General features: G+C 31.5%; 12 protein-coding genes. 7 read left to right on the forward strand and 5 right to left on the reverse strand.

The features are described 5' to 3' along the window. Positions 1 to 63: 63 nt before the first annotated feature. Positions 64 to 528, forward strand: a complete 465-nt coding sequence (locus tag AAFU52_RS14965; protein ID WP_438422443.1) for a hypothetical protein — start codon at positions 64 to 66, stop codon at positions 526 to 528. Between the two features lie 90 nt (positions 529 to 618). Here the strand turns inward: AAFU52_RS14965 and htpG are convergent, their stop codons facing one another. Next, a complete protein-coding gene (gene htpG, locus AAFU52_RS14970; protein ID WP_438422444.1) occupies positions 619 to 2,505 on the reverse strand; it encodes a molecular chaperone HtpG in 1,887 nt (628 codons plus the stop codon). A gap of 946 nt (positions 2,506 to 3,451) precedes the next feature. Here htpG and AAFU52_RS14975 point away from each other — a divergent pair. From AAFU52_RS14975 to AAFU52_RS14990, 4 genes are all read left to right on the forward strand, one after another. Then, positions 3,452 to 5,506, forward strand: coding sequence for a tetratricopeptide repeat-containing sensor histidine kinase (locus tag AAFU52_RS14975; protein WP_161635241.1), 2,055 nt, complete (start codon positions 3,452 to 3,454; stop codon positions 5,504 to 5,506). Further along, a complete protein-coding gene (locus AAFU52_RS14980) occupies positions 5,499 to 6,131 on the forward strand; it encodes a response regulator (RefSeq protein ID WP_024768843.1) in 633 nt (210 codons plus the stop codon). Before AAFU52_RS14975 ends, AAFU52_RS14980 begins: the two co-directional genes overlap by 8 nt. 88 nt (positions 6,132 to 6,219) lie before the next feature. Then, on the forward strand, positions 6,220 to 6,540 hold the full coding sequence (locus AAFU52_RS14985; RefSeq protein WP_152538463.1) for a T9SS type A sorting domain-containing protein: 321 nt from the start codon (positions 6,220 to 6,222) through the stop codon (positions 6,538 to 6,540). A gap of 293 nt (positions 6,541 to 6,833) precedes the next feature. Continuing rightward, positions 6,834 to 7,841: a 3-oxoacyl-ACP synthase III family protein gene (locus AAFU52_RS14990; protein WP_024768841.1), complete on the forward strand. Its 1,008-nt coding sequence runs from the start codon at positions 6,834 to 6,836 to the stop codon at positions 7,839 to 7,841. Positions 7,842 to 8,113: 272 nt separating this feature from the next. Here the strand turns inward: AAFU52_RS14990 and AAFU52_RS14995 are convergent, their stop codons facing one another. Beyond that, positions 8,114 to 10,483 carry a TonB-dependent receptor domain-containing protein gene (locus AAFU52_RS14995; RefSeq protein WP_035090529.1) on the reverse strand — a complete coding sequence of 790 codons (2,370 nt, stop codon included), beginning with the start codon at positions 10,481 to 10,483 and terminating at the stop codon, positions 8,114 to 8,116. Between the two features lie 440 nt (positions 10,484 to 10,923). Between AAFU52_RS14995 and AAFU52_RS15000 the strand changes: the two genes are divergently transcribed. After that, complete coding sequence (locus tag AAFU52_RS15000) at positions 10,924 to 11,286, forward strand: CoA-binding protein (RefSeq protein WP_438422445.1); 363 nt, start codon at positions 10,924 to 10,926, stop codon at positions 11,284 to 11,286. On the opposite strand, the gene AAFU52_RS15005 is transcribed toward AAFU52_RS15000, so the two are convergent. Together AAFU52_RS15005 and AAFU52_RS15010 are read right to left on the reverse strand one after the other, a co-directional pair. Beyond that, entirely contained in the window at positions 11,263 to 12,720 is a 1,458-nt protein-coding gene (locus AAFU52_RS15005) for a sodium:solute symporter (protein WP_024768838.1), read from the reverse strand. The genes AAFU52_RS15000 and AAFU52_RS15005 overlap by 24 nt on opposite strands. Positions 12,721 to 12,786: 66 nt before the next feature. Next, positions 12,787 to 13,473: an ABC transporter ATP-binding protein gene (locus AAFU52_RS15010; RefSeq protein WP_024768837.1), complete on the reverse strand. Its 687-nt coding sequence runs from the start codon at positions 13,471 to 13,473 to the stop codon at positions 12,787 to 12,789. 249 nt (positions 13,474 to 13,722) lie between these two features. Between AAFU52_RS15010 and AAFU52_RS15015 the strand changes: the two genes are divergently transcribed. Beyond that, on the forward strand, positions 13,723 to 14,319 hold the full coding sequence (locus tag AAFU52_RS15015; protein WP_051473665.1) for a PAS domain-containing protein: 597 nt from the start codon (positions 13,723 to 13,725) through the stop codon (positions 14,317 to 14,319). A 124-nt stretch (positions 14,320 to 14,443) separates the two neighbouring features. Here AAFU52_RS15015 and AAFU52_RS15020 read toward each other — a convergent pair whose 3' ends face one another. Then, the gene (locus AAFU52_RS15020; RefSeq protein ID WP_438422446.1) at positions 14,444 to 15,016 is read right to left on the reverse strand and encodes a hypothetical protein; all 573 of its coding nucleotides are present in this window, start codon (positions 15,014 to 15,016) and stop codon (positions 14,444 to 14,446) included. Positions 15,017 to 15,020: the final 4 nt, after the last annotated feature.

The raw sequence follows: 15,020 nt of genomic DNA on the forward strand, positions 1-15,020 counted from the left end.
AAAATCTGAAAAAAAATGAAGAATCGATGTTAAAGTTCATTGATGCACGCAACTTATAGTAAAATGATATATCTATTAGGTAGAAAATCAACTGATTATGTTATGGATGTGAGAAGAATTATTTTGGTTATTACTATAACTGGGTTTCAGTTTTTGTTATTTAATTGCTCACAGGATGACGATTCTTCAACTTCTGATGAAGTACAAATCAGAACTATAGGTGCGGTTCAAATTAGAATAAAGAATACAAGTCAATATAATTATTCGGGTATTCTGGTAAATACTAATGGAGGAGAAAACAATTATGGAAGTATTTCTGCCAGTAAGACCACGAAGTATGGAGGTTTTGATTTTGCATACAGATATGCATTTGTAGAGTTAAAAATCAATGGACAGATATTTACAATCCAACCTATTGATTATGTAGGAGAAGCTAAATTGGCTCCGGGGAAGTATACTTATGCAATAGGAGTTAACGACTCTGCCCAGCGATATGGCAAGCTTACTATAAAATTGATTGAGGATTGAACTAAATGTTATAAACAAAAATAAAAAACCGCTTCAATGTGTTTAACAATGAAGCGGTCCAATATTTATATGTACTAGTAGTCTTAACTACTACTTTATCATATCGTAACTACGTTTAATAAAATCTGTTAATTCTTCTCCTTTTAATAGGTTTTGAGAGAGTCTGGCCAAATCCAGAGATTGTTTTATTAAGCGTTCTTTTTTCTTATCTGTTTTGGTAGCAGCAATTTGCCCAATAAGTTCATGATTTGTATTAATAATCAAATTATACATTTCTGGCATATTACCAAACATGTTCATTCCTCCACCACCAGTTTGTTGCATCTCTTTCATACGACGCATAAATTCTGGTTGAGTAATCATGAATGGAGAGGCATTGCTATCCATTGCTTCTAATTGTACAGTATATGTCTCTTTTGGAACTACTTTTTCAAGATCAGTTTTAAGAGTTTCTTTCTCTTCATCTGATAGCTTAGAGATAGTTTCTTCATCTTTTTTGATAAGATTGTCAATGTGATCTCCATCTACACGTGCAAAAGAAATATTTTCTTTACTAGTTTCCAATTTTTGGATCAAATGAGAAACAATAGGAGAGTCTAAAAGGAGTACTTCATATCCTTTATCTTTTGCAGCAGAGATGTACGAGTGTTGTTCATCTTTATTAGAAGCATAAAGAAGAACGAGCTTACCATCTTTGTCAGTTTGAGAATCTTTAATTTTTTCTTGTAATTCTTCAAACGTAAAGAAAGAACCATCCACTGTTGGATATAATGCAAATTTGTCAGCTTTTTCGAAGAATTTTTCTTCAGAAAGCATTCCATATTCGATCACAATTTTAATATCATTCCATTTTTGCTCCAAATCTTCTCTATTGTTTTTAAACATAGAGTTTAGTTTATCGGCTACTTTACGAGTAATGTAACTTGATATTTTCTTTACATTACCATCGGCTTGTAAATAAGATCGGGATACATTAAGAGGGATATCGGGAGAATCAATCACACCACGAAGCATGGTAAGGAATTCTGGAACAATACCTTCTACATTATCAGTAACAAATACTTGATTTTGATATAATTGGATTTTATCCTTTTGCATATTCATATCCTGACCCAGTTTTGGGAAATACAGAATCCCGGTTAGGTTAAAAGGATAATCTACATTAAGGTGGATATTAAAAAGAGGCTCTTCAAATTGCATAGGATACAATTCGCGGTAGAAACCTTTATAATCCTCATCTTTTAGATCAGCAGGTTGTTTTGTCCATGCAGGATTAGGATTATTGATAATGTTATCAACTTCTTGAGTTGGTGCAGGATCTTCTTCTTTAGCATCCTCTGGTTTTGGTAACGTTTCTGTTTTAGTACCAAATTTTATAGATACTGGCATGAATTTATTGTATTTCACCAATAATTCACTTATTCTACCATCTTCAAGAAACTCGGTATCATCTTCGCCAATATGTAGAATGATTTCTGTTCCTCTTTCTGTTTTATCATGTTCCTCTATACTATAGGTTGGAGATCCATCACAAATCCAATGGGCTGCGGGCTCACCTTTATAGGATTTTGTAATAATTTCTACTTTGTCTGCCACCATAAAGGCCGAATAGAACCCAAGACCAAAGTGTCCTATTATTCCAGAATCTTTAGCACTATCCTTATATTTTTCTAGAAATTCTTCAGCACCAGAAAAAGCTACTTGATTAATATATTTCTCAACTTCTTCTGCAGTCATACCAATTCCCTGATCGATAATATGTAGTTGTTTTTTGTCTTTATCGACTTTAATCTCGATAAGAGGGTTGCCATATTCTACTTTAACTTCACCAATACTTGTTAAATGTTTTAGCTTTAAAGTTGCATCTGTTGCATTCGAAATAAGTTCTCGTAAAAAAATCTCATGATCAGAATACAAGAATTTTTTAATTAATGGAAAAATGTTCTCTACAGATACATTAATACTTCCTGTTGCCATTTTATATTGTTTTTAGTTTAATTGTCATCTTATGGTGTGGTGTATTCAAAAAAAATACCAATAGTATGTATCTGCCAAACTGGCATTGAAGTAAGTTTTTTTTATATCTATTGTAATGATTTGTTGACACAATGGACTAAGGATATAAATAAGTTTTTTGAAGTATATAATTTGTTTACAACTCAATATATAAGTGCTATGAGTATTGGTCGGATATACATAGCCAATTTAGAAGGGAGAAACTTTGCTATGAGAATAAATACCCTTGAGTTATAAACAATATAAATTCTGATTTGGCGATGGTTTTTACTATCGCCATCAGGATGATTAGTTTAAAAAAAAGACTGAAGAATAAAATATTTAAAAATATATCAATCATATATTTTTTGAAAACATGATCTGTTACTTGATTTAAAAGTAGAGATTTTGAAGAGTACTATAGTCAGTCACCCGACTGGCTTGGTTTGTTTATTTATTGGTTAGGTTGTTAGAAAGATGCGCTGTGGTTGGCGCATCTTTCTCGTTTTAGATTCTTATCGTTTTAAGCGAAAAGCTATAAATAATGATGAAATTAAGTGTATAGTAAAATCTACTTATATCAGGTATGATGTTTCTTGATATATAAAGCGAGGTAAAAACAACTGATCGAATTATTACTGTTTTATGGCAGCATTTGATTAAGGTTTTGTAGGGATTTTCTGGTGTAGTAAATTTGGTAAATCAAGGAATTGAAATCATTTTTTTGGAATACAATAGGGATTTTGATATCATTCTATGTTGTTGATTTTTAGGCTTTAATGAGATGTTTTGAAAGAGGTTTGGTATGTGGCTATCTATTGTTTTTTTAAATTCTGAATAAGAAAGAGGTTTTGATACAAAAAAATTGAGAGCTATCATGCAATTTGAAAATACAATTATATGTATCTTCACAATTAGAATCCCTAGAATGTTAAGAAGCAAAATATACATATTTATTGTTGTTGCTGCATTTCATTTTTATGCTTTTTCGCAGCAGAAAGAGACTGTTTTAGAATTAATTGATAAAGTAGAAAATGTAACAAATAAAGAAGAAAAGCTTTATTTATTAGATTCGCTATCGAGTGTATTAAACGAAAGGAGGAATTCGGATTTTGAGTTTTATAAACAAAACTATCCGAAATATACACTCCAATATATCGATTTGGCTAAACAGTTGGATAGTTTTGATCTGGCAGCTTTTAAGACTTCGCGACTTACGTTTCACTATCTTCAAGTAGTTGGTAAACCAGATTCTGCATTGGTTATTGTAAATAATAGTATTAAAGATAGCCTCAAAATTAAAAAAAGAATTAATCTGGGGCATCTTTATATTAAGAGAGCAGGAGCGAATTATCAAATTGATAATTTAGAAAAAGCAATTGTAGATTATTCTAATGCAGAGAAAATATATCATCAGACCAAAGATTCTATTTTTGAGGCAGATGCAATTTATTTTAATGGCCAAACATATGAGCGATTAGGTAAACTTTCTAAAGCAATTTTAAAATTTCAGGAAGCTAATCTATTATACACTAAAATGAAGGACACTGCTTATATAGCATATAGCGGATTGGCAGTATCCGGAATTTTTAGTCAGCTTTATCTTTTGGAAAAGTCTTTTGAAGAAAGACAGAAGATTAGGGTATTATTGAATAGCCAAAAAAATAAAGATTTTCAAGCATTATCTGAGTTAAGTGTAAATGATGCTCGTGATTTTGTAAAGAAAAAAGAATACAAAAAAGAAGAGGAAGCCTATCTTACGGCACTTAAATTGTTGAGAAAAGAGAAGGGACGTTATGCCAATATGTTTAGATTAAGGGCATATGCTTCAGAGTTTTATTCTAAGCAAGGCAAGCCCGATATTGCCAAAAAGTATTTGGATACTCTCGAGCTTTCTACTGATTTGATAAATAGCCCGTATGATAGAATATTTTATTTAAAAGCACTAAGTAGGTATAAAGTTGCAGAGGGTAAGTATAAAGAAGCAATTCCGATTTTTGAAGAAGAGATCAAGATTTTTAAGAATTCGAATGACATTCGTGGTCAGGTACATTTAGAAAAAGAACTTTATGAAGCAAATAAAAATCTAAATAAACTACCAGAGGCTATAATCCATTTGGATAGGTATCAATTATTGAAGGATTCTATCTATAATTTAACCAGATCTAATAGTGTTATTTATTATCAAACGCTCTATGAGGCCGAAAAAAGAGATAGTAAAATTGCAATTCAGAAAGCTAATATTGAGATGCTTGAAGCAAAGGATAAAGCAAAGAAAAACCTATTGATATTTGGCGGTATAGGTCTAAGTCTTTTGTTTTTATTGATCTATTTATATAGAAATAGAATATTTCTGATTCGAAATAAAAAACTACAACAATCATTTTTACAAGAACTTTTACAAACTCAGGAGCGCGTTGGTAAACGTATATCTAAAGATCTTCATGATAGTGTTGGTCAAAGTTTGTTACTCATTAAGAATAGAATTTTACAGAATAAAGATACAAAGACAGCTACTGTGGTAGATGGTGTAATTGATGAAGTACGTGCAATATCAAGAAGTCTACATCCATTTAAGTTAGAAGAACTAGGTCTTACGGTAACCATACAAAGTAGTGTGGAGATGATCGATGAAAATTATGATATTTTTGTTTCGGCAGAAATAGATAATATTGACCAAGTGTTTGATCAAGAAAAAGAAGTTAATATCTATAGATTGGTGCAAGAAAGCTTTAATAATATTATTAAACATTCTAAAGCAAGATCTGCAGAAATTAAAGTGATTAATAAAGAAAATGATGTTGAAATAATTATTAAAGATAATGGTAGGGGATTTGATGTTTCTAAAGAAAAAATATCAATTTCTAAAATAGGTCTTAAAACATTAAATGAGCGTTCAAAATTTTTGAAAGCTACTTTCAATATACTGTCTGAAATTGATCGGGGGACTACGCTGATATTTAATATTCCGAAACATGCTTAAACCTAATATACTTATTGCAGATGATCACCCTTTATTATTAAGAGGGCTAGAGGAATTTTTGAAAGAACGAAAATATAACATCATAAATACTCATTCTGATGGGCTTTCTGCATATAATGCAATCATTAAAGATAAACCGGATATCGCTATTTTAGATATCGAAATGCCTAATCTAACCGGTATAGATATCGCTAAAAACTGTAAGAGACATCATATCGATACCAAAATCATTTTGATTACTCTTCATAAAGAAAAGAAGTTTTTTGAAGATGCCGTAAAATATAATATTCATGGCTACCTGTTAAAAGAATTTGCTTTAACAGAGATTGAAGCGTGTATAGCAAGCGTTAGTAGAGGAGAGCCATATTTTAGCGAAAAAATATACAAACGTTTTACGAATGTTTCAGAGCGTAATCCGGACATAGAAAAACTGACTCCTTCCGAAGTTAAAATCCTAAAACGCATTGCAGAAGAGATGACAAGCACAGAGATTGCAGATCTTTTGAGTATTTCTGTGAGAACAGTCGAAAAACATAGAGCAAATATAATCCGAAAACTTACTCTTGAGCAAAAACCAAATGCTTTGCTTATCTGGTCTCAGAAAAATAAACAATTACTACTCTAACTTTAATGTACTTGCTATTGTTGCCTAATTACGTGGGGCTACGTATGTTTTGAGGAGATGAATATCTATATATTTGTCCATATAATAGTTGAATAGAAATCTTTTTGATTTTGACAATAGAAAAGAAATAAAGTCGATGCAGGATATTATTACTGAAATAAATAGTTCTAGAGGTAGTTCATTTTCGGTTTATCCAAATCCCTTAAAAGGGGAGGTTTATATTGATTGTAAAACTGAAATACCTAATGCTAGTTGTGAAGTTTTCGACCTAAAAGGGCATTTAATTGTAGGGAACAAAAATTTGTCGATTAAAAATACAATTTCATTTACCTCCTTTCCATCAGGAATGTATACCATTAAGGTACGTGATGATAATGAGGTAGTGATAAAGAAATTTCTAAAACTCTAGTTTTAGGAAGATTGGGGAATGGGGACTACTAATTTTAATTAGTAGTCTCTTTTTTATAGACGTTTTTGGCGTGTTTTTCTATTCCCTATTCGAGATATTAAGTTGAAAATATGGAGAGTCTGTATTTTGGATTAGCTTAGGGGTTTGCAATACAGTTGTTTAAGATTTTTTTATTATGCGTGCATATAATATGATTAGGGTTTCTTTTATCAAAATGTTAAGAATACATATATTGTGTGATAACTTTTAGTTAAGTATAAAATAACTCACAACACACACAATAAATTAACAACATGTATACTTCAAAAATATCAGGTTTAGGGTCTTATGTCCCCGAAAATGTCGTAACTAATGATGATCTATCTAAGGTGATGGATACGAATGATGAATGGATTCAGGAACGTACCGGTATAAAAGAAAGACGTCACATCAAAAAGGGAGATGGTAATAGTACTTCTATTATGGGGGTTAAAGCTGCTAAAATTGCTTTAGAAAGAGCTAAACTTACTACAGATGATATAGAACTTATCATTTTTGCAACTCTTAGTCCTGATATGTATTTTCCTGGAGGTGGAGTAAGAGTTCAGGAAATGATGAACATGAGAACTATTCCGGCATTGGATGTTCGTAATCAATGTAGCGGGTTTGTATATGCTATATCGGTAGCAGATCAGTTCATCAAGACAGGTATGTATAAAAATGTATTGGTAATCGGAAGTGAAAACCATAGCGGTGGTTTGGATATGACAACTCGAGGAAGAGGAGTTTCTGTAATTTTTGGCGATGGAGCAGGAGCTGCTGTATTAACGAGAAGTGAAGAAGAGGGTAGAGGGATTTTGTCTACACATTTGCATAGTGAAGGTGCACATGCCAAAGAACTATCTCTAGAAGGTCCTAGTACAGAACATTGGGTGCCAGAAATTATTTCAGAGAACCCTCAAGAAAATATTCCTTACTATCCATATATGAACGGTCAATTTGTGTTCAAAAATGCAGTAGTACGTTTTTCTGAAGTAATTAATGAAGGATTACAGGCCAATAATTTATCGGCTACAGATATAAATATGTTAATACCACATCAAGCAAACCTGAGAATTTCTCAATTTGTGCAACGACAATTTAAATTATCTGATGATCAGGTCTATAATAATATTCAGAAATATGGTAATACTACAGCTGCATCTATTCCTATTGCATTGACAGAAGCTTGGGAGCAAGGTAAAATTAAAGAAGGAGATTTAGTAGTCTTAGCGGCCTTTGGAAGCGGGTTTACCTGGGGTAGTGCTATTATTAGATGGTAACCTAGTAAAGTAAAAAAATGAAAAACGCGAAGCAATTAAGCTTCGCGTTTTTTTATCTAATAACTCGGTTATTAATTTTTTAAAGGCTAATTCAAATAAATCATAACCATGACTATACTATATTAAACGTTGTAAATTGTAAAGTGTTACAGAATTTGTTATTTTTTTGCATTTATTTAACTTTAATAAGGTTTTTAAGAAAACCATATTAAATTTAACAAATATCTGAGTTATTAGTTATGATATTAACATTTTTTTTAAAGAAAACCTAATTATAGTATTCCTCCGCCAGATTTTTCATTGTTATCTCTTCGTTTTCTTGAAGCTTTTCTGTTTTTTCCACCTCCGAATCGGTAGGATAGACCTAGGAAAACAGTTTGTGTTTCACCTTGAAACTCTCCGTTTTGCGGATATGGATTGTTTGCAGAAAATCTGAAACGCATTGTGTTAAAAATATCGTTAAAGTTAATACTAAAGGTACCTTTACCTTTTAAGAAATTATAACGAGCTCCAGTATTTACGAAATAGAATGGTTTAGTTTTAAATAATATGCCTTCCTGTTCTCCTCTATAAAATCCAAATACCTGAAAAGTCAAGTTTTTTGTCGCTTTGAAACTATTATTGAGTCTAAAATTGTAAACTACTGCATCTACTTCTCTATTGATATTATCGACCACACCTTTTTGCGTTTGCGAATACAGATCAAAGCTAGCATTAAAACTCCACCATTTTGTAGCTTTATAGTTGCTAGATATCTCAACTCCATAAGAAGAATTATTATCAAAATTTTTGAATGTTAGTATCTGGCCTTCCTCAACATCTGGATTTTCTATAAGTGCCTGACTTATTTCATCATTGATAATTCGGTAAAATACTCCTCCGGTTATTGATCCTTTTCCTAATTTTCGTGTGTAATTAGCTTCTATAGAATTAGTAAATTGAGGATTCAACTCAGGGTTTCCAATAGAAACTATTCTTGGTGTACTCCATTCACGTATGGGGTTTACCTGATTTAATCCAGGTCGATCAATTCGTCGACTATAACTTAATTGATAGCTGTTTTTCTCTCCTGGAGTATAACTAATAAAACCAGAAGGGTATACAGTAAAGATATCATCTTCAAATATTTTTTCTCCATCAAAAACAGCTTCAACTTCATAGTTTTCGAGACGTGCACCTAGCTGATATGCCCATTTTTCAAAATTTTGACCATATGTACCATAAAAAGAATGTATGTTTCGGTCATAATTATATTTTGAATTTGCGAAAAGTGTAGAACGATAGTCATTGTCTGTTCTTCTTAAACGAGTTTCATATCCTAACTCTAATTTAGTTTTTTCTGATAATGGGTTTACATAATCGAGGTTTATTGTGGTGTTTATTCGCTCATTATTAATAAGGTCGTTATAATTTGTGAACGATCCGTCTCCTCCAACAAAATTAAAACGATCATCACTATCACTTTCAAAAACATTATAATCAACTTCTAATTCAATATTATGTCCTTCTTTTTTAAAATCATGTTTATAATCGAAGTTATATGTAGAACCTTGATTATCACTATCACTTAATAGTTTTTGGGATAAATTATTCTGATCATTATTGAAAAAAGTAATATCTGTAGTTCCATCTGTAAGTCCGTCAAACAAGTTTTGATTAGTATATACAGAGATGGTATTATGGTCATCAATAAAATAATCTAAGCCTATTTTGAATAGGTGAGACTTATTATTATCTATGAATTTAAAATCTGTTTGATAATTTTGATCTTGTCTAAATACACCTCCTGCATTTTGTCGTTTGGTAATATTGTTACCATAATTACCATAAAAGTTCACTTTTCCTGTTCTGTAATTTAAATCTATAGAACTATTGAAACGGGCGTTTTTATCAAAATTAAGCCCTAGGTTGAGATTACCATTAAAACCTATATTACTATTCTTATGTAATACGATATTAATGATACCACTCATTCCTTCAGGATTATATTTAGCAGAAGGATTAGTAATCAATTCTATTTTCTTAATAGAAGTAGAAGGGATTTGTTTCAATAATTGTGTAGCATCAATATTGGTAGGTTTACCGTCTATGAGGATACGTACATTTTGATTTCCGCGTAAAGCAATATTACCATCCTGATCTACATTAACAGAGGGGATATTGTTCATGATTTCTGCTGCAGTACCTCCAGTTGTGGTAAGATCTTTTCCAACATTTATAACTTTACGGTCAATTTTTTGTTCTATTGTAGTTCGTTCGGCAATTATAGTTACATCGTCTAGAGATTCGGCTTCTTCTTCTAATGATACAGTGCCAACATTGATATCCTTATTTTTTCTAGAGATCTCGATAGGTTGAGAATACGTTTTGTATCCTATAAATTGTACTTTTAAAGTATAACTTCCTTTCGGGATATCAGAAATTAAGAAGTTACCATCATCGGTACTAATACCTCCGCTTATAATTTTATCTGCTCCATCATGAATTGCTACAGTAGCATAGGGTATGGGTTGCTGTAAGTTTTTGTCTATTACTTTTCCTTGTATGGTACCCACTACAGCTTCATTACTTGGTTGCGCTGTTAGAAATAGACACCAAAATGAGAGAAAAAATAAAATAACTCTTTGATTAATTGTTTTCATCTGAACGTTTATTTGATTGATAATTGTTATGCATTGTACTTTGTATTGCCTAATACAAATACGTGATTGTTTTCAAAATTGACACTGTGATTAATCGTGTTGTAAGTGTAAGACGACGGTAAAACCATTCTGTTACACCTTATTTTGACTTTAACAAAATATTAGATAATTAAAAACCGCCTCTATTATTAGAGGCGGTTTTCTATAATAACCAAATAGTAACACTAACCATCAACTATGAATAAAATTTGATTATTATAAAGTAACTAACTAACTAAATTTATGAAAATTCATATCCTTTTATATGTAAGACGAAGTGCTTTGATTTGTGTTACATTCATCGTTTATTTTTAACATTTTTCTGGTTATTTTTAACGTTTAAGCCTTTATTTGGTGTCCTAATAAACCTATTTTTCTTATTTTAAATTCAAATAATATTTATGGATAAAAAAACATTAGTTCTGGGAGCATCCTTAAAGACAAATAGATATTCTAACTTTGCTATTCATAAGTTGGTAACCCATGGTCATGAGGTTGCAGCTGTTGGATTAAAAAAAGGAGAAGTTGCAGGGATAAAAATTGTGACAGCTATACATAATGCAGAAAATATAGATACAATTACTTTGTATTTAAATCCTCTTAGGCAACAACCTTATTATGATGATATCATACGACTAAACCCTAGAAGAGTAATTTTTAATCCTGGAACAGAAAACCTTGAATTTTATCAAAAACTTAAAGCGGCAAACATAGAAGTCGAGGTTGCTTGTACGCTAGTGTTACTTTCTACGAATCAATATTAAAATAGCAGACAATAATAATCCTAAAAAGGTCAAAAACCCATTAAGAATTAGGATAAAGAAACCAAATTTAAAACCGAACCATAGATCACTATTTTCGCTAATGATATAGGATAAAATTGGAGATAAGATTGCAATAATCGGCACTAAATTATCTTTCACTTTTAGTTTTGTAAATAATCCAAATGCATATAAACCTAATAGAGGACCGTATGTGTATCCTGCAAAGACAAATAGTTTGGCGATTACACTTTCATCTTTTATAAGATACTTAAAAGCAATTATGACCAATACCAATATAAAAGAAAATAGAATATGAATCTTTTTTCTGGTCTTAACCTGATCTGTTGGATTATATTTCTTTTCAATATCGAGTATGTCTATACTAAATGATGTGGTTAATGAGGTCAATGCACTATCAGCACTACTATATGCCGCTGCGATAAGACCAAGTACAAAAAAGATAGCGATACCAAAACCTAATCCGCTTTGTGTAGCAATTACAGGAAAAAGCTGATCCTTATGAGCATCAATTCCATTTTGTGATGCGTATTGGGTAAGTAGTAATCCAAGACCTAAAAATATAAAGTTTACAATAGTTAATACAATAGTAAACCAGAACATATTTTTTTGTGCATCTTTCAAACTTCGGCAGGTAAGATTTTTTTGCATCATATCCTGATCTAACCCCGTCATAACAATTGCAATAAATGCACCTGATAAAAATTGTTTCCAAAAATAATTAGCACTTTTAAAATCATCAAAAAAGAACATTTTCGAGAGATCACTTTCTAATACATAACCCAGTAGGTTTGATCCTTGAATCCCTAAATCATCTGATACATAATATATAGCTACGCCTACTGCAATAAGCATGAATAATGTTTGTAGAGTATCGGTCCATACAATCGTTTTAATTCCTGATTTAAAAGTGTATAGCCAGATTAATAATATAGTTATGATAACAGTAACCCAGAAAGGCACCCCCAAAGCATCAAAAAGAATAGATTGTAAAACATTAGCAACCAAAAACAATCTAAAACTTGCCCCAACTACTCGTGATAGTAAGAAAAACGAAGCTCCGGTTTTATATGAGTAATTACCAAAACGTTGATCCAGATAGGTATAAATTGAAGTTAAATTAAGTTTGTAGTAAAGAGGAAGCAGTACTGTACCAATAACAGTATATCCCAAAATATACCCTAATACTACTTGCATATAACTAAATTGTGAAGCTTCAATCCATCCTGGTACAGAAATAAAGGTTACACCACTTAATGATGCTCCAATCATTCCAAAAGCTACGATATACCATGGGGATTGTCGATTAGCTTTAAAAAAAGCATCATTTCCTGAGTTTTTACCTGTGAAATAAGAGATGAGAAGAAGAATTCCAAAATAAGCCGCAATAAGGAGTAGGATATGTAATGGTTGCATGAATTTCGGTTAAAAATGAGTCCCCAAAATACAAATTAACCAGTAATGGTAAACCAAAAATCAAAACTATTTGTTCCTTACATCGCTTTCGACTATCCCATCACGAAGACGGATAACACGATGTGCATGTGTGGCAACTTCTTCTTCGTGAGTAACAAGAATAACCGTATTTCCTGCAGCATGAATTTCATCAAAAAGCTGCATAATTTCTAATGACGTTTTGGAATCCAGATTTCCGGTAGGCTCATCAGCCAATATTATCGAAGGTTTATTTACTAAGGCTCGACCAACAGCTACACGCTGTCGCTGACCTCCAGAGAGTTGATTAGGTTTGTGATCCATTCGATCAGATAAACCAACATCTGTGAGTACTTCTTCTGCTCTAATTGCTCTGTCCTTTTTAGAAGCACCCGCATAGACCATGGGTAATGCAACGTTATCTAATGCAGTAGTTCTAGGCAATAAATTAAAAGTTTGAAATACAAAACCAATTTCGCGATTTCGAATATCAGCTAATTCATTATCGGTCATTTTACTAACATCGTTTCCGTTTAGATTATAAGTCCCACCAGTTGGTGTGTCAAGACATCCCAGAAGATTCATTAGAGTAGATTTACCAGAACCAGAAGGGCCCATTATTGCCAGATATTCTCCACGAGCAATATCAAGATCAATACCCTTAAGTACATATACAGTTTCCTGTCCTAATTGAAAGTTTCTGATAATTCCTCTAATTTCTATAACATTTCCCATATAGTAATCTTTACAGATTGTTAAGATACAATTTTAGACTATATGACGCAGCAGATAAAAAGTTGTTACACTCTAATTGTAAAATGTTCTTTTATCAACTCTATGTATTGCTATAGTATGGGCTGGTGGTTAAAAGTAAGTTAAAAAATAAATCCCTCTAACCCTCTTAATAATACTATGATTTTTGTCATTTTTTGCATTTCATGTTACGGTTAATTTTGCCTCGGAATTTAACTAACAATAATAAATATGAAAGCACTAAAACGCCCCGAACCCATCAATGTAGAGATTGTCTTAGATCCTAAAGAAACAATCATGAGTAAAACTGATCCTAAAGGAATAATAGAATATGCGAATGATTATTTTATGCAAGTTTGTGGATATGAAGAACAAGAATTAATAGGTCAACCTCATAATGTGATTCGTCACCCCGATATGCCTAAAGTTATTTTTAAGTGGTTGTGGGAACATTTGCTGGCAAAGAAAAATATACATGCCTTGGTTAAGAATCTGGCAAAAGACGGTAGGTATTATTGGGTAATTACAGATTTTGATGTAAAACTAGATGATGATGGACAGATCACTTCTTTCTTTGCGAGAAGAAAGGCTCCGCCTAGAAAGACAATTGAAAAAATTGATAATCTTTATAAGAAACTTTTGGCTATTGAAGAGGCTAGTGGTGTAGATACTGCAGAAAAATACCTAATTGGATTTCTAGAAGAAAAAAGAATGAGCTATGATGAGTTTGTTGAGGAAATTTGTTTGTCTGGAGAGACAAAACCCTATGATCCAAAAGATTTACAATATCATAAACGAAGAACGATATTTTCAAGAATGTTTAGATAATGTATAATGATATTTATGATACAATAATTACTTTTTTAAAATTTTGTGTGAGTTGTAAAACTCATGTGATTTAGTTTATGTTTAGATGTAAAAACCTAAAGATTAATTTAGTCTTTAGGTTTTTTTATGCTCTGATTATAAAGTGTTCTTTTGCTTGTTCATTCCTGATAAACACAAAACCAAGATGAAAAGTATCAATAGTTACGGTGATTTTCGGGTGTTTTTTTATTGTTTCCCATAAAATGATATTGGCTTCAGATTCATATATAGAATTGAGTATGATAACACTGTCGTTATGGGCCTTAGATAGTAATAATTCTGTATTTAATTGACATTGTAACTGGTTTATATCGAGATAAATCATGTCGTAATCTTTCTTGGATTGTATAATATGATCAATCGAAACCAAATTCTCTATTGATAAAACCTCTGATATAAAACCCAAATCTGTCAAAATAAGAACGTTTTTAAGATCAAAATATGGGACTATACGATTTAGAAGTTTAGCAGTGCGATATCTAACAGGAATTTTTTTATCTGCTTTTTTATATACTGATTTTATAGATAGGTATGCTTTTCGTTTTTCTGTGTTATAAAAACATCTGGTGATCAAATTATATACAAAAGGTGAATGCACACCATGTTGATTGGTAGATTTAAAAAGAAATCTGAGGTATGCTTTTATTTTGAAGTGCATTTTT

The sequence above is a fragment of the Aquimarina macrocephali genome (genome assembly GCF_051627225.1).
GTDB lineage: Bacteria > Bacteroidota > Bacteroidia > Flavobacteriales > Flavobacteriaceae > Aquimarina > Aquimarina macrocephali.